Source organism: Georgenia sp. Z1344, from assembly GCF_049856295.1.
In the GTDB taxonomy this organism is placed as follows: Bacteria; Actinomycetota; Actinomycetes; order Actinomycetales; family Actinomycetaceae; genus JB111.
In genome coordinates, this window is the sequence record NZ_JBNDMZ010000007.1 from 83,323 (window position 1) to 103,031 (window position 19,709).

Here is a 19,709-nt window from a genome sequence, read left to right on the forward strand (position 1 = left end):
GGTCGCCGCGCTGGTGCGAGGCGTGAACCGGAGGCCGACGGGACATTCTGCCAGTCCGGGCGCCCCCGGGTAAGGGGGGCCGCCCGTGACGTGGGTCGCGCCGAACTACTGGATCGCGTAGTCGGGGTCCGAGTTCGAGGGCGTGGTGGGGGTGTTCTTCTGCACGGTCATGAGGAACTCGGCGTTCGACGTGGTCTCGCGCAGCTTGCCCAGCAGCAGGTCGGAGGCCTGCTGGAGGTCGAGCGCGCCCATGACGCGGCGCAGCTTCCACATGATCTTCAGCTCCTCGGAGCCCATGAGCAGCTCCTCGCGGCGGGTACCCGACGCGTTGACGTCGACCGCCGGGAAGATCCGCTTGTCCGCCAGCTGGCGGGACAGGCGCAGCTCCATGTTGCCGGTGCCCTTGAACTCCTCGAAGATCACCTCGTCCATCTTCGAGCCGGTCTCCACCAGCGCGGAGGCGAGGATCGTCAGCGAGCCGCCGTGCTCGATGTTGCGGGCGGCACCGAAGAACTTCTTGGGCGGGTAGAGCGCCGCGGCGTCGACACCGCCGGAGAGGATCCGACCCGACGCCGGTGCGGCGAGGTTGTAGGCGCGCGAGAGCCGCGTGAGCGAGTCGAGGAGCACGACGACGTCCTGACCGAGCTCGACGAGCCGCTTGGCCCGCTCGATGGCGAGCTCGGCGACCACCGTGTGGTCCGAGGCGGGCCGGTCGAATGTCGAGGCGATGACCTCGCCCTTGACGAGGCGCTGCATGTCCGTGACCTCCTCCGGGCGCTCGTCCACGAGGACGACCATGAGGTGCACGTCGGGGTTGTTGACGGCGATCGCGTTGGCGATCTGCTGCATGATGATCGTCTTGCCGGCCTTGGGCGGCGAGACGATGAGCCCGCGCTGGCCCTTGCCGATCGGCGAGACGAGGTCGATGACCCGCGGCGTGATCGCCTTCGGGGTCGTCTCCAGCCGCAGCTGGTCCTGCGGGTAGAGCGGGGTCAGCTTGCCGAACTCGGGGCGCTGCCGGGCCTTCTCCACCGTCATGCCGTTGACGGTGTCGAGGCGCACGAGCGGGTTGAACTTCTGCTTCTGGTTCCGCCCGCCGCGGCCGCCACCGCCGCCGTGCTGCCCGCCGTTGCCGTCCTCGCCGGTCTGCCGCACAGCGCCGGTCACGGCGTCGCCGCGGCGCAGCCCGAACTTCTTGACCTGGTTGAGGGTGACGTAGACGTCGCTCGAGCCCGGGAGGTAGCCGGAGGTCCGCACGAACGCGTACTGGTCGAGGATGTCGACGATGCCGGCCACGGGCAGGAGCACGTCGTCCGCGGAGACCTCGGTCTCCTCGACGACGATGTCCTGGTCCTGGTTGCCACGGCCACGACGACGCCGGTCGCGGTTGCGGTCCCGGTTGCGACGACGACGCCCGCCGGGCCCGCCGTCGTCGTCCCAGTCGTTCCCGCTGCCGCCGTTGCCCGCGTTGCCGCGCTGATTCTGCTGGCCGGAGCTCTCCCGGCGCCGCGAGGCCGCCTCGCCGAGGTCGTCGAGCGTGAAGTCGGGCGTGCCGGAGTCGCCGCGGCGCTGCTGGTCGTTGCCGCCGTTGCGGTCGCGGCCCTGCTGCGAGCCGTTGCGGTCGTCGCGGCCGCCGTTGCGGTCGTCGCCGCGGCCACCGTTACGGTCCCGGCCCTGCTGCGAGCCGCCGGAGCGGTCGTTCTCCCGGCGCTCGGAGGCCTGGTCGGGGCCGTCCGACGCGGCCCGGGCGGAGGACCCGCCCTCGGCGGCCGCCGCGGGGGCGGAGCGGTCGGGCAGCGCGATGCCGAGGTCCGGGACCGGGTCGGCGGCGCGGGCGGTCGGGCTCGCGGGGGCCGAGGTGGCCCGGCGGGAGCGCCGCTGGCGGGGCTCGGGGCGCTCGTCGACGGCGCCGCCGGCGGTGGCGGGAGCCGTCTCGGCGGCGCTCGGGTCGTCGGCGGCGGGTGCCTCGGGGGCGCCGGCCGCCGCGGCCCGTGCGTCGGCGGGGGCCGACGGCTTGTCGGTCGAGGTCGACGAGCCGGACCGACCGGCCCGGATCGCCTCGACGAGGTCACCCTTGCGCATGCGGGCGGTGCCCTTGAGCCCCATCTGGGACGCGATGGCCTGCAGCTCCGCGAGCTTGAGGGTGGTGAGCGCGCCCTGTCGGGCGGCGTCGATGGTGTCTGTCACGAGGTGCCTTTCCTCGGTCGGCACCCGCTGACAGCGGGTGCGCTGCACACCCGGCTCGGTGCCGGGGAGATAGGTCTGCGCTCCTGTTGCACGACACGCTCGGATGCGGTCGGAATCGTGGAGGCTGACCGGCTGCGTGGGACACGGGGGCGCGCGTGGCGTACCGCCTGTCGTGCACGTGCCGGTGGCTTGATGATAACAGGCCGTGCCGCCGTCGGCGCGCCCCGCGCGCCCGAGGCGGCGGGGAGATCTCCCCCACCGGCCCCGGGCGTCATCGGTGAGGCGTCAGGCGTCGATCGTGCGGACCTGCGCGCCGACGAGATCGACGCCCGGGGCGACGACGCGCCAGCCGCGGGCCACGAGCAGCCGCGCGGGCGTCGGGTCGACCGGGGCGAGCACGAGGACCGACGGGCCGGCACCGGAGACGACGGCGGGCAGTCCCTGGGCGCGCAGCTCGTCGACGAGCGCGAGGGTCGCCGGCATCGAGGCCCGGCGGTGCTCCTGGTGGAGCCAGTCGACGGTCGCGGCGAGCAGCCGCTCCGGCGCACCGGCGAGGGCGTGGACGAGGAGCGCCGCGCGCCCGGCCGTCCGCGCGGCGTCCGCGTGCGGGACCGACGCCGGCAGCGCGGCACGCGCGGTCGTCGTCGAGAGCCGGTCCACGGGGACGACCACGGTGGGGTCGATCGCCGGGGCGAGGGCGAGGCGGACCGCGGTCGGGCCCTCGTCGTCGTCGATCCAGGCCACGGTGGCGCCGCCGAGCAGGGCGGGCGCCGCGTTGTCCGGGTGCCCCTCGAGCTCCGTCGCCAGCGCGAGGACCGAGGGGTCGTCGAGCGGGCCGCCCGCCTCGCCCGCGCCGGGGTCGAGCAGCCCGCGCGCGGCGAGCAGGCCGGCGACGACGGCGGCGGCCGAGGAGCCGAGCCCCCGGCCGTGCGGGATCCGGTTGGTGGCGCGCAGGTCGAGGCCCACCTGCGGGGCGCCGGCGGCCTCGAGGCCGAGCCGGACCGCGCGGACCACGAGGTGGTCCTCCCCCTCGGGCAGGGAGTCGGCCCCTTCCCCGGTCACCGTCACGCGGGCGGCTCCCGTCGTCGCGCGGACCTCGAGGTCGTCGTGGAGTCCGAGCGCGAGCCCGAGCGAGTCGAACCCGGGGCCGAGGTTGGCGGAGGTCGCCGGGACCCGGACGGCGACGGCGTCGGCGACGACGCGGCTCACGGGCGCAGACCGAGCGCCTCGGCCGCCGCCTCCACCGTTCCCGGCACCTCGGTGAGGGTGAGGCCGGTGTGGCCGAGCGCCGTCTCGGTGTCCTTGAGGCCGTTGCCGGTCACGGTGCAGACGATGCGGGCGCCGGCCGGGACCTCGCCGCGGCGGGCGGCGGCGAGCAGGCCGGCGACGGAGGCCGCGGAGGCCGGCTCGCAGAACACGCCGACCTCGGCCGCCAGCAGCGCCTGCGCCTCGAGGATCTCGTGGTCCGTGACGGAGTCGATGCGACCGCCGGAGTCGTCCCGCGCGGCGACGGCGAGGTCCCACGAGGCGGGGTTGCCGATGCGGATCGCCGTGGCGACCGTCTCGGGGTGCTCGACCACCGCGCCCTTGACGAACGGGGCGGACCCGTCGGCCTGGACGCCCCACATCTGCGGGACGCGGGTGGACACCGGGGCACGCCCCTCGGTGGTCCCCGCCATCGAGGCGGCGGTGGTCCGCCCGGCGTACTCGTTGTAGCCCATCCAGTAGGCCGAGATGTTGCCCGCGTTGCCGACGGGGAGGACGTGGATGTCCGGCGCGTCGCCGAGGGCGTCGACGATCTCGAACGCGGCCGTCTTCTGCCCCTGGAGGCGGAAGGGGTTGACCGAGTTGACGAGTGCCACGGGGTAGTCCTCCGCCATCTGCCGCACGATGCGCAGGCAGTCGTCGAACGAGCCGTCGACGGCGAGGAGCGTGGCCCCGTGGACCGCCGCCTGGGCGAGCTTGCCGGCGGCGATCTTCCCGGCCGGCAGGACCACGGCGCAGGTCAGGCCGGCGCGGACCGCGTAGGCCGCCGCCGAGGCGGAGGTGTTACCGGTGGACGCGCACACGACGACCTCGGCGTCCGTGGCGAGGACCTTCGTCATCGCGGTCGTCATCCCGCGGTCCTTGAACGACCCGGTCGGGTTCGCGCCCTCGACCTTGACCCACACCCGGGCACCGGTGCGCTCGGACAGGGCGGGTGCCTCGACGAGCGGCGTGCCGCCCTCGCCCAGGCTCACGGGCGTGTCGCCCTCGACCGGGAGCCGGTCGGCATACTCGGTGATGATGCCGCGCCACGGCTGGGCCACGTCAGACTCCTTCGACTCGGCGCACGGGCAGGACCGCTCGGACACCGTCCGACTCGGCCAGCTCGGCGAGGCACGCGGCGAGGGTGGCCTCGTCCGTGCGGTGGGTGGTGATCGAGAGCGTCGTGCTCTCCCGGTCGGCGGCGGTGGCCCGGGCGGGCGAGGCGCCGTCGTAGGCATCGTCGAACACGTCGTAGAGCTCGTCACCGTAGGCGGTCGGCTCGGCGTGCGCGGCCTGGCGGACCGCCTCGATCGAGATGCCGTGCCGGGCGAGGACCGCCGCGACCATCGAGAGCATCCCCGGCCGGTCCTCGATGTCGAGGTCGAACCAGGCGGTGACCTTCTGCCGCTCGGGCGGCAGCGGGGCGAGGTCGGCGTAGGCGGACTCCCGCGGGGCACGGCCGCCCCCGACCACGTGGCCGGCCGCGGCCACGAGGTCGGAGAGCACGGCCGAGGCAGTCGGCGCGCCGCCGGCGCCCTGTCCGTAGAACATGAGCCGGCCCGCGGCCTCGGACTCGACGACGACCGCGTTGAACGCGCCGCGCACCGAGGCGAGCGGGTGGTCGGCGGGGACGAGCGTGGGGCCCACGCGCACCGAGATGCCCTCGGGCGACCCGGTGCGCCGGGCGACGGCGAGGAGCTTGAGCGCCCAGCCGTGGTCCTGCGCGGCGGTCATCTCCTCCGCCGTGATGGACCGGATCCCCTCGACCGGGACGGTCTCGAGCGGGACGCGGGTGTGGAACGCGAGCGAGGCCAGCAGGGCCGCCTTCGCCGCGGAGTCGTGCCCGTCGACGTCGGCGGTCGGGTCGGCCTCCGCGAAGCCGAGGGCCTGCGCCTGGGCCACGGCGTCGTCGAAGCCGAGGCCGTTGGTCACCATCTCGTCGAGCACGTAGTTGGTCGTGCCGTTGACGATGCCGAGCACCTCGGTCACGGTGTCGCCCGCGAGCGACTCGCGCAGCGCGTAGACGATGGGGATCGCCCCGGCCACGGCGGCCTCGTAGTAGAGGTCGACGTCGGCGGCGGCCGCCGCGTCGTGCAGCTCGGGCCCGTGGGCGGCGAGCAGCGCCTTGTTCCCCGTCACCACGGAGGCGCCGGCCTCGAGCGCGGCGTGCACCAGCGCGCGCGGCGGGTCGATGCCCCCGATGAGCTCGACGACGACGTCCGCCCGGCGCACGAGCCCCTCGGCGTCGGTCGTCAGCAGGTCGCGCGGGATCCAGGGCTCGCGCTCCTTGTCGGCGTCGGACACCGCGATGCCGACGAGGCGGAGCGGGGCGCCGGCGCGGGCGGCGAGGTCGTCGGCGCGCTCGGCGAGGAGGCGCACGACCTGCGCGCCCACGGTGCCGGCACCGAGCAGGGCGACGCGGACGTCGGTGGGCGGGGTGGCCACGGGGGCACTCACATCCTTGGCGGGTCGGGCGACTGGTCCGCCCCGCGCCTGCGGGGCCGGGGGCCAGCATAGGTGCGCGCGCCCCGGCGGCCGTGGCCCGTCCGGGAGCGGAGCAGCGGCGACGGGCCGTCAGTCCCCGGTCGTGCGGTCCGCGTCGAGGGCGAGGAGGTCGTCGATCGTCTCGCGCCGGACCATCACGCGGGAGCGACCGTCCTCGACCCCGATCACGGGCGGGCGCGGGACGAGGTTGTACTGGCTGGACATCGAGCGCCCGTACGCGCCGGTGGCCGGCACGGCGAGGAGGTCACCCCGGCCGGCGTCGCCGGGGAGCGCGACGTCGCGGACGACGATGTCGCCGGACTCGCAGTGCTTGCCGACCACCCGGGTCGCGACCGGGGCGGCGTCCCCGGGCCGGCCCGCGAGCGCCGCGGTGTACTCGGCCTCGTAGAGCGCGGTGCGGACGTGGTCCGACATGCCGCCGTCGACGGCGACGTACCGCCGGGACGCGCCGCCGTCGAGGGCGACGTCCTTGACGATGCCGACCCGGTAGAGCGTGAGTCCGGCCGGGCCCACCACGGAGCGGCCGGGCTCGACCGAGACGCGCGGGACGGGCGAGCCGAGGCGCGCGCACTCGGCGGCGACGACGCGGGCGAGGGTGGCGGCGACCTCGTCGGGCGTGGGCGGGGTCGCGTCGGCACCCGTGTACCGGATGCCGTACCCGCCGCCGAGGTCGACCTCGGGCAGGACGCGCCCGGTCTCGCGGCGCACGTCCTCGCGCAGCTCGAGCACCGCGCGGGCGGCGGCCTCGAAGCCGGCGAGGTCGAGGATCTGGCTCCCGATGTGGCTGTGCAGGCCGATCAGCTCGAGCGCCGGGAGGGCGAGGATCCGGTCGACCGCCTCGCGGGCCGCCCCGGAGGCGAGCGAGAGGCCGAACTTCTGGTCCTCGTGGGCCGTGGCGATGAACTCGTGCCCGCCGGCGTGCACGCCCGTGGTCACCCGGACCATGACGGGGACCGAGGTGCCGCGCTCGGCGGCGATCATGGCGACCCGGTCGATCTCGGCAAGCGAGTCGAGGACGAGCCGGCCGACCCCGGCGTCGATCGCCGCGGCGATCTCGTCGTCGGACTTGTTGTTCCCGTGCAGGCCGATGTCCGCGCCGGGCACGCCGGCGGCGAGCGCGGTGGCGAGCTCCCCGCCGGTCGAGGTGTCGACCCTGAGTCCGGCGGCGTGCACGAGCCGCGCCACGCCGACGGTGAGCAGCGCCTTGCCCGCGTAGTAGACGTCGGCGCCCGCGAGGCCGCGCTCCGTGGCGAAGTGCCGGTCGAACGCGTCGGCGTAGGCGGCGGCCCGCCCGCGCAGGTCGGCGAGGTCGAGGACGTACGCCGGGGTGCCGTGCTCGGCGGCGAGGTCGGTGATCGCCACTCCCCCGACGGTCAGGGCGCCGGCGTCGTCGCGCTCGGTCGTGGTCGACCACGGGCCGGCGACCGAGCCGTCGGGCTCGGGCGCGACGAGCGCGGACAGGTCCACCGGGGACGTCCCCGCCGCCTCCCCGCTCACATGCGCTCCGGGGCACTGACGCCGAGCAGCCCGAGGCCGGTGGCGATGACCTGGGTGGTGGCGTCGTTGAGCCACAGCCGCGTGTGGTGCGCGTCCTCGACCGGGCCCTCGCCGCGGGGGGTGACGCGGACCTGGCCGTACCAGTGGTGGTAGGCGGTGGCGAGGTCCTCGAGGTAGCGAGCCACGCGGTGCGGCTCGCGCAGGTCGCCGGCCATGGCCACGATCTGCGGGAACGAGCCGAGCACCCCGAGCAGCGCGGCGTCGGCGGGGTCGTCGAGGAGCTCGGGCGCGAAGCCGAGGTCCCGGCGCACGCCGTGCTCCTCCGCGTTGCGTGCGACGGCGCGGGTGCGGGCGTGCGCGTACTGGACGTAGTAGACGGGGTTCTCGTTCGACCGCTCGGTGAGCAGGTCGAGGTCGAGGTCGATCGAGGAGTCGGTCGACGAGCGCGCGAGCGAGTAGCGGGCGGCGTCCACGCCGACGGCGTCGACGAGGTCCTCGAGCGTGACGACCGTGCCGGCGCGCTTCGACATCCGCAGGGGCTCGCCGTTCTTCAGCAGGTAGACCATCTGGCCGATGAGCAGCTGGAGGTTGACCCCGGGCTCGTCGCCGAACGCCGCGCAGACCGCCATCATGCGGCCGACGTACCCGTGGTGGTCGGCGCCGAGCATGATGACGACCTCGTCGAAGCCGCGCTCACGCTTGTCGAGGTAGTACGCGATGTCGCCGGCGATGTAGGCGGTCTCGCCGTCGGACTTGACGACCACGCGGTCCTTGTCGTCGCCGAAGGAGGTGGTGCGCAGCCAGGTGGCGCCGTCGGCCTCGAACATGTGGCCGGCGTCGCGCAGCCGCTGGATCGCCCGGTCGACGGCACCGGACTCGTGGAGGGAGTCCTCGTGGAAGTAGACGTCGAAGTCGACCCCGAAGTCGTGCAGCGCCGAGCGGATCTCGCCGAACATGCGCTCGACGCCTCGGGACCGGAAGGCCTCCTGCGCCTCGGCGTCGGGCAGGGTCGCGGGCTCGGGCTCACCGGCCGCCACGGCGTCGGCCGTCACCGCGTCCGCGATGTCGGAGATGTACTGGCCGCCGTACCCGTCCTCCGGTGCCTCCTCGCCGCGGGCGCGGGCGAGCAGCGAGCGGGCGAAGCGGTCGATCTGCGCGCCGTGGTCGTTGAAGTAGTACTCGCGGGTGACCTCGGCGCCGGTGGCCTGCAGGACGCGGGCGAGCGAGTCCCCCACGGCGGCCCAGCGCACGCCGCCGATGTGGATGGGACCGGTCGGGTTGGCCGAGACGAACTCGAGGTTGATGCGGCGGCCCGCGTTCTTCTCCGATCGCCCGTAGGCTGCGCCGGACTCGACGATCGTCCGGGCGAGCTCGCCGGCGGCGCCGGCCTCGAGCCGGATGTTGAGGAAGCCGGGACCGGCCACCTCGGCGGCGGCGACACCGTCCTGGCCGGCCAGGCGCTCGGCCAGCAGGGTGGCGAGCTCGCGCGGGTTCGTGCCCGCCTTCTTCGCCAGCTGCATCGCCACGTTGGTCGCCCAGTCGCCGTGCTCGCGCTGGCGGGGTCGCTCGACCTTGACGGTGGCGGGGACGGCGTCCGCGGGCAGCGCGATCGTGCCGTCGGCGGCGAGGGCCGCCAGCTGGGCGGCGATGAGGTCGGCGAGTGCTTCTGGGGTCACGCCCCCAGGGTAGTTCCGCGCGGGCGCCGTTCCGCGCCGGGCCGGCCCTCCCGGGTGCGAGCCCTGCTACAGCTCGTGGGCGACGTACATCTCGTAGACGGGCCAGTCCTCGCCGGCGAGCGTGAAGACGAGGCCGCGCCCGTTGTCCCACAGGTACTGCACCGGCGCGTTCGGGTCGGCCGTGTCGAGGATCCGCAGCGTCCCGGTGCCGTCCGTGTTCGTCTCGCCCTCGCTGCGCACCGTCGCTCCGGCGGCCTCGAGCTCGCTGGTGAGCTGCTCGGTGAACGCGTCGACGTCCTCCTGCGAGGTGAACCGGGCGGCCCCGTAGGCGACGGAGTCGGAGCCCGACGAGTAGGTCCCCTGCCAGCCCTCGACCGCTCCTGCGGTGGTGGCCCCGTCCCACGTCTCCCAGTCGCCGGTGAGGGAGTAGGTCGTGGCCGCGCCGTCGTCGGTGTAGACGACGCTGGTGGGGATGCGCGGGCCGAGGTTACGGTCGTCGATCGACGGCCCGCGTGCGCCGTCGAGGACGAGCGTGCCGCCGATGATGACCGCGAGCAGGACGAGGGTCGAGACGATCATCGTGACGATGAGTCGGGTGTCGGACCGACCCCCCGTCCGTGCCGCCATCCGTGCGCCCCTCGTGCTCGACCTCGTGCGGCCGTGGCCGCCGCGGCCCGTGCGGCCGCCGGTGGACAGGGTACGTGGTCGGGAGCACTCTCACCTGCGACCGTGGCACGCCGTGGGCGGGATAGGATGTCCGGGCGCCTGCGGGCGTATGCCCCCGTAGCTCAGTGGATAGAGCGTCTGCCTCCGGAGCAGAAGGTCGCTGGTTCGAATCCAGTCGGGGGTACTTTCGCGCCCACCCGCGATGAGTGCGGGGATTCTTCTCGGCGAGCGAGCGGACGTCCTCCCGACGAGTGAGCACGCGCCCCCCCCCGTTCGGGCGTGCCGGACCGGTCAGTGCCAGGGGCCGCGCGCGGAGAGCACCTCGACGAGCAGGGTCGGGCGGTCGGTGATGATCCCGTCCACGCCGAGGTCGAGCAGCCGCTCCATGTCCACCTTCTCGTTGACCGTCCACACATGCACCTGGAGCCCGCGCCGGTGCGCGGCGGCGACGAACCTACGGGTGACGACGGGGACGACGCCCCGGTAGCGCTCGGGAACCTGGACGGCCACGACGCCGGCGTCCGGGCCGGGCACGCGCCGCGCGAGCATCGGGCCGACGACCGGGAGGACGGACCCGACGACGAGACGCGCCACGTCTCCTGGCCCGAGCGACGCCGGGACCGGCAGGAGCTCACGCATGCGGGCGAGCCGCGCGTCGGAGAAGGCCGCGAGGCACACGCGGTCGGCGGCGCCGGCTGCGGCGACGACCTCGACGAGCGGCGCGGCGACCTCGTCGGTCTTGGCGTCGATGTTGAGCCGGAGGTCGGGGTGCGCGGCGAGGACGTCGGCGAGCCGCGCGGGCGCTCCCCCGCCCTCGACGCTCAGCTCCTGGACGCGGGCGAGGTCGAGGTCCTCGATCGGTCCGGTCGCGGACGTCGTGCGCGCGAGGTCGTCGTCGTGGAAGAGGACGACCTCGCCGTCGGCGGTCAGCCGGGCGTCGGTCTCGAGCACCACTCCGAGGGCGGCGGCGTGGGCGACCGCGGCCGCCGTGTTCTCCGGGACCTCCAGGCGCCCGCCCCGGTGGGCGATCGCGACCGGTCCGACGCCGTCGAACAGGTGCCCGGCCACGGTCAGCAGGCCTGGGACGGGTCGACCGCGCCGAGGGACTCGAGGAACTCGATCGGAGCGACCGTCTCGCCGTCGACTTGCACCTCGAGGTGCAGGTGCGGCCCGGTGGAGTTGCCCCACGAGCCGACGTCGGCGAAGTGCTGGCCGGCCGAGACCTCGTCGCCCACCGTCACGTGGACGCCGGAGGGCGACATGTGGGTCGACCACGTCTCGAAGACCTGGCCGTCGACCTCGTGCTCGATGATGACGAGCGTCCCGGAGCGGCCCTCGATGCCGGGGCCGGCGTGGGTGACGACGCCGTCGGCGACCGCGTAGATCGGGGTGCCGAAGGGAGCCGCGAAGTCGTCCCCGGGGTGGAAGCTCCGGCCGCCCGAGATGGGGTGGGTCCGCCAGCCGTACGGGGACGAGAGGCGGTAGGTGTCGGCCGTCATCGGCATGACGGTGCCGGAGCCCTCCGAGAGCGCGGCGCGGGCGCCGGACGCCGCGAGCTCGGGCGAGCAGCGCAGGTCGTCGCGGGCCTCCGAGCGGCTGGCGGCCGCGTAGGTCGCCCGCGCGCCGGCGCCGTCGGACTCGCGCAGCTCCGACGCGACGGTGGTGTCCTGCCCCGCGCCGTCGGTGAGCACCGAGTAGGTCGGCGCGGTCAGCGCGGTGACCGGCTGGCCGGACTGGAGCTGGGCCTCGGCGGGCGCTGCGGACTGCTGGACGATCGGGAGACCCACGGCGACGACGCCGACGGCCGCCGCCGCGACCACCGAGGTCCGGACGAGCGGGCGGCGGTGGCGGGCACCCGCACGCACGAGGCCGGCGATCCCCTGCCGGCTCGCGGGCCGACGCGCGGCGGCACGGCGCTCGCGGCGGGTGGTAGCCGTCGAGGGGGTGGTGGCGGCCAAGGGAGTGGTGGCGGCCAAGGGAGTGGTGGCGGCCGAGCGGGTGGTGGTGGCCGAGCGGGTGGTGGTGGCGGACCGGGTGGTGGTGGCCGGTGCGGCGGCCGCCCGGGCGCGCAGCTCCCGACGCGTCGGGTAGCGACCCGGGCCGACGACGGGGCGTCCGGCGTCCGCTCCCGGCTCCGGAGCCCGGCCGGCTGCCTGGTCGGTGGTCGGCATGGGGGCCGTCACGGACGTCGAGGTCGCGCGCAGGTCACGGCGACGGACGCGGGTGGCGGGCACCGACGAGCCGGACGGCTCCGCCGCGGTCTCACGAGCGGGGGCGGTGGCCGGCGTACCGAGGTCCGCGGCGTCGGTGTCCGGTCCGACCTGGGGGTTCGTCGTCGTCGGGCCGGTCATGGTGCCGACCGACCGGAGGTCCCGTCGCCTGAGCCGGGGGCTCGAGGTGGCGGAGTCAGGCATGACGACAGGGACCTTCCAGCGGGGGCGACGGGCGCGGGTCCGCCCCGGCGGCGCGGGCAGGCCCGCACGCGGAAGCGGTTGATCACGAAACGATAACTGCCGGGGTCGGTCCGGTCCAGGGATCCGGCGGCTCGGTGACCAAGCACACCCGCCCGACGCGCACCAGGGTACCGAGGGTCGCGCACCGCCCGGACCGCCCGTCCACAGTCCGGCAGCAGGACGATCGGGACCATCGCACGGCACGCCCCAGGGTGGGTCTTTGCCGCTGCTTGGGACGTGGGCCCCCGCGGCGCCCGCGAACACCCGAACTCCGGCCCGAAACCGCGCGTGGCTGGGGTTTCGGCACTGCTTCGCCCTAACCTTGAACGGCGGCAGAACGCGCTCCCCCACGACTCGGAACAAGGCGGTTTCCCACGGTGTCCACCCAGGATCACGACAACTTCGGCCCGAACGCATGGCTCATCGAGGAGCTGTACGAGCGGTACCGGCAGGACCCCACGTCGGTCGACGAGTCGTGGCAGACGTTCTTCGCCGAGCGCGCGGCGGGCGAGCCCGCGCAGGCGCAGCCGGCCCCTGCCGCCCGGGCTCAGGTGCCCGCCGCGCCTGCTGCCGCGCCCGCGGCTCCCGCCGCCGGCAGCCCCGTCCGGTCGACGCCGGCGGCTCCGGCGCAGGCCCCGGCCCAGGCCCAGGCCCCGGCCCCGGAGGGTCGGGCCGAGCAGGCTCCGGCGCCGCAGGACGCCCCGACGGAGCACGTCTCGTCCGCACCCGAGCCGCAGACCCGGCCGGCCGACCCCCAGGGCCGCCCGACCGACTCCGCCGTCCAGGTCGTCCGCGGCGACCTCCCGCCGGCCCCGCCGGTCGAGGCGCAGGCCGCGACGGCCACCTACCGCGACTCGTCCAAGCCGATCGCCCGGTACAACAGCGAGGGCCGTGAGGACGAGGTCGTCAAGCTCCGCGGGGCGAGCCAACGCACCGCGAAGAACATGGAGACCTCGCTGGAGATCCCCGTCGCCACCTCGGTGCGCGCCGTCCCCGCGAAGGTCCTGGTCGACAACCGCCTCGTCATCAACTCCCACCTCACGCGCTCGCGCGGCGGCAAGGTGTCCTTCACGCACCTCATCGGCTACGCGATGGTCGAGGCGCTCGCCGAGGTGCCGGACATGAACAACTCCTACGGGAGCACCGAGGACGGGAAGCCCGCCCTCGTCCGGCCCGCCCACATCAACTTCGGGCTCGCCGTCGACCTGCCCCGCCCGGACGGCACCCGGACCCTCGTGGTGCCGAGCGTGAAGAAGGCCGACACCCTCGACTTCGCCGAGTTCGTCGCCGGCTACGAGGCGCTCGTGGCCAAGGCGCGCACGAACGAGCTGACGGTCGAGGACTTCCAGGGCACGACCGCCACGCTGACCAACCCCGGCGGCATCGGCACCGTCCACTCGATCCCCCGCCTGATGAACGGGCAGGGCGTCATCGTCGGCGTCGGCGCGATGGACTACCCCGCCGAGTACCAGGGCGCCTCCGAGCAGACGATCGCCCGGCTCGGCGTCTCGAAGATCCTCACCCTCACCTCGACCTACGACCACCGCATCATCCAGGGCGCGGCGTCGGGCGAGTTCCTCCGGGCGATCGCCACGAAGCTGCTCGGCGAGGACGGCTTCTACGACCGCGTGTTCGTCGCCATGCAGGTGCCCTACGAGCCCGTGCGCTGGAAGAAGGACACGGAGTTCGACGCCGAGACCGAGCTGGGCAAGCCCGCCCGCATCGCCGAGCTCATCCACGCCTACCGGTCCCGCGGCCACCTCATGGCGAACACCGACCCGATCTCCTACCGCCAGCGCATGCACGCGGACCTCGACATCACGAACTACGGGCTGAGCCTGTGGGACCTCGAGCGCAAATACCCCACCGGCGGGTTCGGGGGGAGCAACCGCGCCACGCTGCGCGAGATCCTCAACAACCTGCGGGACGCGTACTGCCGCACGGTCGGGATCGAGTACATGCACCTCGCCGACCGCGCACAGCGCACGTGGTTCCAGGAGCGACTCGAACGGCCCTACGCGAAGCCGTCCTCGGAGCAGCAGCTGAGGATCCTCTCGATGCTCAACAAGGCCGAGGCTTTCGAGACGTTCCTGCAGACGAAGTTCGTCGGCCAGAAGCGGTTCTCCCTCGAGGGCGGCGAGTCGCTCATCCCGCTGCTCGACACGATCCTCAACGGCGCCGCCGCCGAGGGGCTCGACAGCGTCGCGATCGGCATGCCCCACCGCGGCCGGCTCAACGTGCTCGCGAACGTCGCCGGCAAGTCCTACTCCCAGATCTTCGGCGAGTTCGAGGGCAACTTCGACCTCGCCGGGTCGGGGGACGTCAAGTACCACCTCGGCACGGAGGGCAAGCACGAGTCGCCCGACGGCGGGGTCACGAGCGTCTACCTCGCCGCGAACCCGTCCCACCTCGAGGCGGTCGACGGCGTCCTCGAGGGCGTGGTCCGCGCGAAGCAGGACCGCATCGACCTCGGCGACAAGGGGTTCTCGGTGCTGCCGGTGCTCATCCACGGCGACGCGTCGTTCGCCGGGCAGGGCGTGGTCACCGAGACGCTCAACCTCTCCCAGCTGCCCGGGTACCGCGTGGGCGGAACGGTCCACGTCATCGTCAACAACCAGATCGGCTTCACGACCTCGCCGTCGTCGTCGCGCTCGTCCTACTACGCGTCCGACATCGTCAAGGGCCTGCAGATCCCCGTCCTCCACGTCAACGGCGACGACCCCGAGGCGGTCGCCCGGGTGGCCGAGCTCGCGTTCGAGTTCCGCGAGGAGTTCCACAAGGACGTCGTCATCGACCTCGTCTGCTACCGCAGGCGCGGCCACAACGAGGGCGACGACCCCTCGATGACGCAGCCGGTGATGTACCGCCTCATCGACGAGAAGAAGTCGGTGCGCACGCTCTACCAGGAGTCCCTCATCGGGCGCGGCGACATCACCGAGGAGCAGAGCGCCGAGGCGATGGCGGAGTTCCAGCGCACCCTCGACGAGGGCTTCGCGGCGTCGAAGGACCGCAACGGGCGCGACGGCGGCGACTCGGTCGCCGGCCTCGAGAAGCCGTCGGCCCAGCAGGAGGACGCCGGCCTCATGGTCGGCTGGTCGACGGCGGTGAGCCCCGCGGTCGTCGAGCGCGTGGGCGAGGCCCACGCCCGGGTGCCCGAGGGCTTCACCCTGCACCCCAAGCTCAAGCAGCTCACCGAGCGGCGCGTGAAGATGGCCAAGGAGGGCGGCATCGACTGGGGCATGGGCGAGCTCATCGCCTTCGGCTCGCTGCTCATGGAGGGCACCCCGGTGCGCCTCGCGGGCCAGGACTCGCGGCGCGGCACGTTCGTCCAGCGGCACGCGGTCTTCCACGACAACGTCGACGGCAAGGAGTGGACGCCGCTGCGCTTCCTCACCCCCGACCAGGCAAAGCTGTGGATCTACGACTCCTCGCTCAGCGAGTACGCGGCGATGGGCTTCGAGTACGGCTACTCGATCGAGCGGCCCGACGCCCTCGTGCTGTGGGAGGCGCAGTTCGGCGACTTCGCCAACGGCGCGCAGATCATCATCGACGAGTTCATCTCCTCGGCCGAGCAGAAGTGGGGGCAGTCCTCCTCGCTGGTCCTGCTCCTCCCCCACGGCTACGAGGGGCAGGGGCCGGACCACTCCTCGGCACGCATCGAGCGCTTCCTCACCCTGGCGGCGCAGGACAACATGCTGCTCGTCCAGCCCTCGACGCCGGGCAACTACTTCCACTTCCTGCGACAGCAGGCGTACGCGCAGCCCCGCCGCCCCATGGTGGTCTTCTCCCCCAAGCAGCTGCTGCGCCTCAAGGCGGCCGCGTCGTCGGTCGAGGACTTCACCGAGGGCGCGCTGCAGCGCGTCATCGGCGAGGTCGACGAGCAGGTGGTCGCGGGCGGCGGACAGGTCGACCGCGTGCTGCTGTGCTCGGGGCGCGTGTTCTACGACCTGGCGGCGGCCCGGAAGAAGGCCGGCGACACCCGCACCGCGATCGTGCGTCTCGAACAGCTCTACCCGGTCCCGACCGAGGACGTCCTCCGGGCGATCGAGCCGTTCGGTGACGCCGAGCTCGTGTGGGTCCAGGACGAGCCCGCCAACCAGGGCGCGTGGCCCTTCCTCGCGGCGAACCTGCACGTGTTCGGCCGTCCGATGAAGCTCGTCTCGCGCCCGGCGGCGGCCTCCCCGTCGGCCGGCTCCGCGAAGACCCACGCGGCCGAGAACGCGCAGCTCGTGGCCGACGCGTTCGCGCGCTGACGGTCGAGCGACGACGCCGCGGGCGGCCGCTCCTCACGGGGTGGCCGCCCGCGGCGTGTCAGCGGTGGGGCAGGATGGAGCGTCCCCGTGCACGACGGGGCCCGGTGAAGGAGGGGTATGAGCGACGGCGTGCGGATCTGCGTGCTCGGCGACGAGCTGGTGGCGGGACAGGGGGACGCGCGGGCCTTGGGCTGGGTCGGCCGCGTCCTTGCGCGGACGCGCCACGAGGTCGACCCGTTCGTCGCCGCGCTGCCCGTGCCCGGAGAGACCTCGACGAACCTCGCCGCACGCTGGGAGAGCGAGACCGCGAGCCGGTTCGACGCCCTCGACGACAACCGGCTCGTCATCGGCCTCTCCGCCTCCGACGTCACCTCCGGCGTCTCGACCGCGCGCTCGCGGCTCAACCTCGCAAACGTCCTCGACGCCGCATCGGCCTCGGACGTGCGGACCTTCGTGGTCGGTCCCCCGCCCCGGCTCCGGGTCGACGAGCGCGCGCTCGGCACGGTCTCGGACGCGTTCGCGGACGTGTGCCGCCGCCGCCACGTGCCCTACGTCGAGACGTTCGAGCCGCTGCGCTCCCACGAGCAGTGGCTCGCGGACATGTACGGCGGCAACGGCGTGGTGCCGGGCCAGGCCGGGTACGGGCTGCTCGCGTGGCTCGTCCTCCACGAGGGCTGGCACGGCTGGCTCGGCGCCGAGGACCGCGCGGCCTGACCGGTCTCGGCCGGCTCAGCCGCACTCTCGACAAGTAGGGGGCGACTCCCAACCGCACTCTCGACACGTGAGGGCGGCTCCCAACCGCAGTCTCGACGGGAACGAACCGCACTCTCGACGGGTCAGGGGGCGGGCTCGACGACGAGCTTGCCCGCGATCTCGCCCCGCTCCATGCGAACGAGCCCCTCGGGCACGGCGTCGAGGGAACCGATCACCTCGGCGCGCGGCCGCACGCCGGTGGCCACGAGCGCGCGCTGGAGCGCCTCGAGCTCGTCCCGCGTGCCCATCGTCGAGCCGAGCACGGCCAGCGACCGGAAGAACACCCGGCTCAGCTCGGCCGGGGGCGCGTCGCCCGACGTCGCGCCGCACACGACCACCCGCCCGCCAGGACGCAGCGACCGCAGCGAGTGCCCCCACGTGGCCCGGCCCACCGACTCGACGACGAGGTCGGCCCGCTCCGTGAGCCGCCCGCCGCTCGGCAGCACCTCGTGCGCGCCGAGCTCCGTGGCCAGCGCGCGACCGGCCTCGCTCCGCGAGGTGGCGACGACCCGAGCGCCCATGAGGCGGGCCAGCGAGATCGCGGCGCCCGCAACCCCGCCGGTCGCGCCCTGGACGAGCACGGTCTCCCCCGCGCGGACCCGACCCACCGTCGTCAGCATCCGGTAGGCGGTCAGCCACGCGGTCGGCAGGCACGCGGCCTCGGCGAACGAGAGCTCCGGCGCCTTGTCGACGAGGTTGCGCGCGGGGACGTGCACGTGCTCGGCCAGGGTCCCGGGGTACCGCTCCGAGAGCAGGGTCCGCGCCGGGTCGAGGGTCTCGTCGCCCTCCCACGCCGGGTCGCCGACGACGGAGTGCACGATCACCTCGCGGCCGTCGTCGGTCACGCCGGCCGCGTCGCAGCCGAGGACCATCGGGAGCCGGTCGGCGGGCAGCCCCACGCCTCGCAGCGACCAGAGGTCGTGGTGGTTGAGGGCGGCGGCGCGCACCTTCACGCGCACCCAGTCCTCCGGCACGTCGGGCGCGGGGACGTCCCCGACGACGAGACCCGCGAGCGGCTCGTCCGGATCCTGGCTGACGACGGTGGCGGCACGCATGCGGTCAGCCTAGGCGGCACCGCCGTGTCGTCCCGGATCGTCGGTGACCCGCGGCCCCCTGCCCGCTGCACCGCCCGCCGCCCCGCTCCCCCACGGACGAGAACGGCCCCCGGCATCGCCGGGGGCCGTCGTCGCGATCAGGCGTTGGGCCGCTTGCCGTGGTTGGCAGCGCCGTTCTTGCGGGCCTTCCGCTTGCGTCCGCGCTTGGACATGAGTGCTCCTCGAGGACTCGGAGGTCTCCCGCTGCGCGGGAGGACTGGACGGGCCATCCTCCCACACGGCGCGGACGGGCGCGACGGTGCCGTGCGTGACGCGGGTTGCGCGCACAGCGCGGTGCGCGGCACCGCGGGCAGCCCGCTCGTTCAGCGGCGCTCGACCGTCACGCTGACGACCGAGAGCTGCGAGACGATGCGCGCGCGCAGCGATTCCGGCGCCTGCTCGGTGCACGAGCGGCGCAGGATCGTCTTCACGTGCGCGGCGGCGTCGACCTCGCCGCGACAGGTCTCGCACGTCTGGACATGCCGCCGCAGGCGCTCCCGGTGGGCGTCGCCGAGCTCGGCGTCGATGAACTCGTACACCTGGTCGGTCAGCTCCTCGCAGGAGCACGGGCCCGCGGGCACGTCCGCCTCGACGGCCCGCACGATGCGGTCCGCGAGTGCGTCGTCGTCGTAGGGCGTGGTCACTTGGTCACCTCCGTCCGGATACCGAGCTCGCGGGCGTGGTCGGCCAGGAGCTCGCGCAGCTGGCGGCGCCCGCGGTGCAGGCGGGACATGACGGTCCCGATCGGGGTCCCCATGATCTCGGCGATCTCCTTGTAGGCGAATCCCTCGACGTCGGCGAGGTACACCGCGAGCCGGAAGTCCTCCTGCAGCTCGGCGAGCGCGTCCTTGACCTCGGAGTCCGGCAGGGACTCCAGCGCCTCGGTCTCCGCCGAGCGCAGCCCGGTCGACGTGTGCGAGGCGGCCGCGTGCATCTGCCAGTCCTCCACCGCGTCGGCGTCGGTCTGCATGGGCTCGCGCTGCTTCTTGCGGTACGTGTTGATGTAGGTGTTCGTGAGGATCCGGTACAGCCAGGCCTTGAGGTTCGTCCCCGGCCGGTACTGGTGGAAGGCGGCGAACGCCTTGGTGAACGACTCCTGCACGAGGTCCTCGGCGTCGGACGGGTTGCGGGTCATCCGCATCGCCGCGCCGTAGAGCTGGTCGATGTACGGGAGCGCCTCGGCCTCGAACCGGGCGGCCCGGTCGTCGTCGCTCTCGCCCGCGGGCGCGCGGTCGAGATCCTCCCCGACGTCGTCGGGCGTGGTCACGGCGCCGGTGCGCGGCGCGTCGTCGGTGGTCATCCCGGCCCAGACTAGACCGCGGCGGGCCACGGGCCGCTCGAGGGTCGCCATGCTCATGCCCTGGACAACCAGGTGGC

General features: G+C 74.1%; 15 protein-coding genes and 1 tRNA gene. 3 read left to right on the plus strand and 13 right to left on the minus strand.

Going from position 1 to position 19,709, the window contains the following annotated elements:
* Positions 1-105: 105 nt before the first annotated feature.
* The 7 genes from rho to ACPYO6_RS09125 all read right to left on the minus strand — a co-directional run bounded on the left by rho (position 106) and on the right by ACPYO6_RS09125 (position 9,740).
* A complete protein-coding gene (rho, locus tag ACPYO6_RS09095; RefSeq protein WP_425714539.1) occupies positions 106-2,187 on the minus strand; it encodes a transcription termination factor Rho in 2,082 nt (693 codons plus the stop codon).
* A 285-nt stretch (positions 2,188-2,472) separates the two neighbouring features.
* The gene (gene thrB / locus ACPYO6_RS09100; protein WP_425714540.1) at positions 2,473-3,396 is read right to left on the minus strand and encodes a homoserine kinase; all 924 of its coding nucleotides are present in this window, start codon (positions 3,394-3,396) and stop codon (positions 2,473-2,475) included.
* Complete coding sequence (gene thrC, locus ACPYO6_RS09105) at positions 3,393-4,496, minus strand: threonine synthase (protein ID WP_425714541.1); 1,104 nt, start codon at positions 4,494-4,496, stop codon at positions 3,393-3,395. The genes thrB and thrC overlap by 4 nt, the downstream gene beginning before the upstream one ends.
* A gap of 1 nt (position 4,497) precedes the next feature.
* The gene (locus ACPYO6_RS09110) at positions 4,498-5,880 is read right to left on the minus strand and encodes a homoserine dehydrogenase (RefSeq protein ID WP_425714542.1); all 1,383 of its coding nucleotides are present in this window, start codon (positions 5,878-5,880) and stop codon (positions 4,498-4,500) included.
* Between the two features lie 129 nt (positions 5,881-6,009).
* On the minus strand, positions 6,010-7,407 hold the full coding sequence (lysA, locus tag ACPYO6_RS09115) for a diaminopimelate decarboxylase (RefSeq protein ID WP_425714664.1): 1,398 nt from the start codon (positions 7,405-7,407) through the stop codon (positions 6,010-6,012).
* Positions 7,408-7,433: 26 nt separating this feature from the next.
* Positions 7,434-9,113: an arginine--tRNA ligase gene (gene argS, locus ACPYO6_RS09120; RefSeq protein WP_425714543.1), complete on the minus strand. Its 1,680-nt coding sequence runs from the start codon at positions 9,111-9,113 to the stop codon at positions 7,434-7,436.
* A gap of 66 nt (positions 9,114-9,179) precedes the next feature.
* A complete protein-coding gene (locus ACPYO6_RS09125; RefSeq protein ID WP_425714544.1) occupies positions 9,180-9,740 on the minus strand; it encodes a hypothetical protein in 561 nt (186 codons plus the stop codon).
* Positions 9,741-9,890: 150 nt separating this feature from the next.
* Between ACPYO6_RS09125 and ACPYO6_RS09130 the strand changes: the two genes are divergently transcribed.
* Positions 9,891-9,963: transfer RNA gene (locus ACPYO6_RS09130), tRNA-Arg, on the plus strand.
* 107 nt (positions 9,964-10,070) lie between these two features.
* On the opposite strand, the gene ACPYO6_RS09135 is transcribed toward ACPYO6_RS09130, so the two are convergent.
* Both ACPYO6_RS09135 and ACPYO6_RS09140 read right to left on the minus strand, forming a co-directional pair.
* Entirely contained in the window at positions 10,071-10,847 is a 777-nt protein-coding gene (locus ACPYO6_RS09135) for a glycerophosphodiester phosphodiesterase family protein (RefSeq protein ID WP_425714545.1), read from the minus strand.
* A 2-nt stretch (positions 10,848-10,849) separates the two neighbouring features.
* Positions 10,850-12,193: a M23 family metallopeptidase gene (locus ACPYO6_RS09140; RefSeq protein ID WP_425714546.1), complete on the minus strand. Its 1,344-nt coding sequence runs from the start codon at positions 12,191-12,193 to the stop codon at positions 10,850-10,852.
* Between the two features lie 416 nt (positions 12,194-12,609).
* On the opposite strand from ACPYO6_RS09140, the gene ACPYO6_RS09145 reads away from it, so the two are divergent.
* On the plus strand, positions 12,610-16,485 hold the full coding sequence (locus ACPYO6_RS09145) for a multifunctional oxoglutarate decarboxylase/oxoglutarate dehydrogenase thiamine pyrophosphate-binding subunit/dihydrolipoyllysine-residue succinyltransferase subunit (RefSeq protein ID WP_425714547.1): 3,876 nt from the start codon (positions 12,610-12,612) through the stop codon (positions 16,483-16,485).
* 117 nt (positions 16,486-16,602) lie between these two features.
* A complete protein-coding gene (locus tag ACPYO6_RS09150) occupies positions 16,603-17,199 on the plus strand; it encodes a GDSL-type esterase/lipase family protein (protein WP_425714548.1) in 597 nt (198 codons plus the stop codon).
* A gap of 122 nt (positions 17,200-17,321) precedes the next feature.
* On the opposite strand, the gene ACPYO6_RS09155 is transcribed toward ACPYO6_RS09150, so the two are convergent.
* The 4 genes from ACPYO6_RS09155 to ACPYO6_RS09170 form a co-directional block, all read right to left on the minus strand.
* Complete coding sequence (locus ACPYO6_RS09155; protein WP_425714549.1) at positions 17,322-18,293, minus strand: zinc-binding dehydrogenase; 972 nt, start codon at positions 18,291-18,293, stop codon at positions 17,322-17,324.
* A 137-nt stretch (positions 18,294-18,430) separates the two neighbouring features.
* Positions 18,431-18,505: a 50S ribosomal protein bL37 gene (locus tag ACPYO6_RS09160; RefSeq protein WP_425714665.1), complete on the minus strand. Its 75-nt coding sequence runs from the start codon at positions 18,503-18,505 to the stop codon at positions 18,431-18,433.
* Positions 18,506-18,655: 150 nt separating this feature from the next.
* On the minus strand, positions 18,656-18,976 hold the full coding sequence (rsrA, locus tag ACPYO6_RS09165; RefSeq protein WP_425714550.1) for a mycothiol system anti-sigma-R factor: 321 nt from the start codon (positions 18,974-18,976) through the stop codon (positions 18,656-18,658).
* Positions 18,973-19,689: a sigma-70 family RNA polymerase sigma factor gene (locus tag ACPYO6_RS09170; protein WP_425714551.1), complete on the minus strand. Its 717-nt coding sequence runs from the start codon at positions 19,687-19,689 to the stop codon at positions 18,973-18,975. Before ACPYO6_RS09170 ends, rsrA begins: the two co-directional genes overlap by 4 nt.
* Positions 19,690-19,709 lie beyond the last annotated feature (20 nt).

Bases quoted from the DNA above. Each gene is read 5' to 3' on its own strand.
- ACPYO6_RS09125 (WP_425714544.1), bottom strand. From the start codon at position 9,740: ATGGCGGCACGGACGGGGGGTCGGTCCGACACCCGACTCATCGTCACG.
- ACPYO6_RS09140 (WP_425714546.1), bottom strand. From the start codon at position 12,193: ATGCCTGACTCCGCCACCTCGAGCCCCCGGCTCAGGCGACGGGACCTC.
- ACPYO6_RS09150 (WP_425714548.1), top strand. From the start codon at position 16,603: ATGAGCGACGGCGTGCGGATCTGCGTGCTCGGCGACGAGCTGGTGGCG.
- ACPYO6_RS09155 (WP_425714549.1), bottom strand. From the start codon at position 18,293: ATGCGTGCCGCCACCGTCGTCAGCCAGGATCCGGACGAGCCGCTCGCG.
- ACPYO6_RS09170 (WP_425714551.1), bottom strand. From the start codon at position 19,689: ATGAGCATGGCGACCCTCGAGCGGCCCGTGGCCCGCCGCGGTCTAGTC.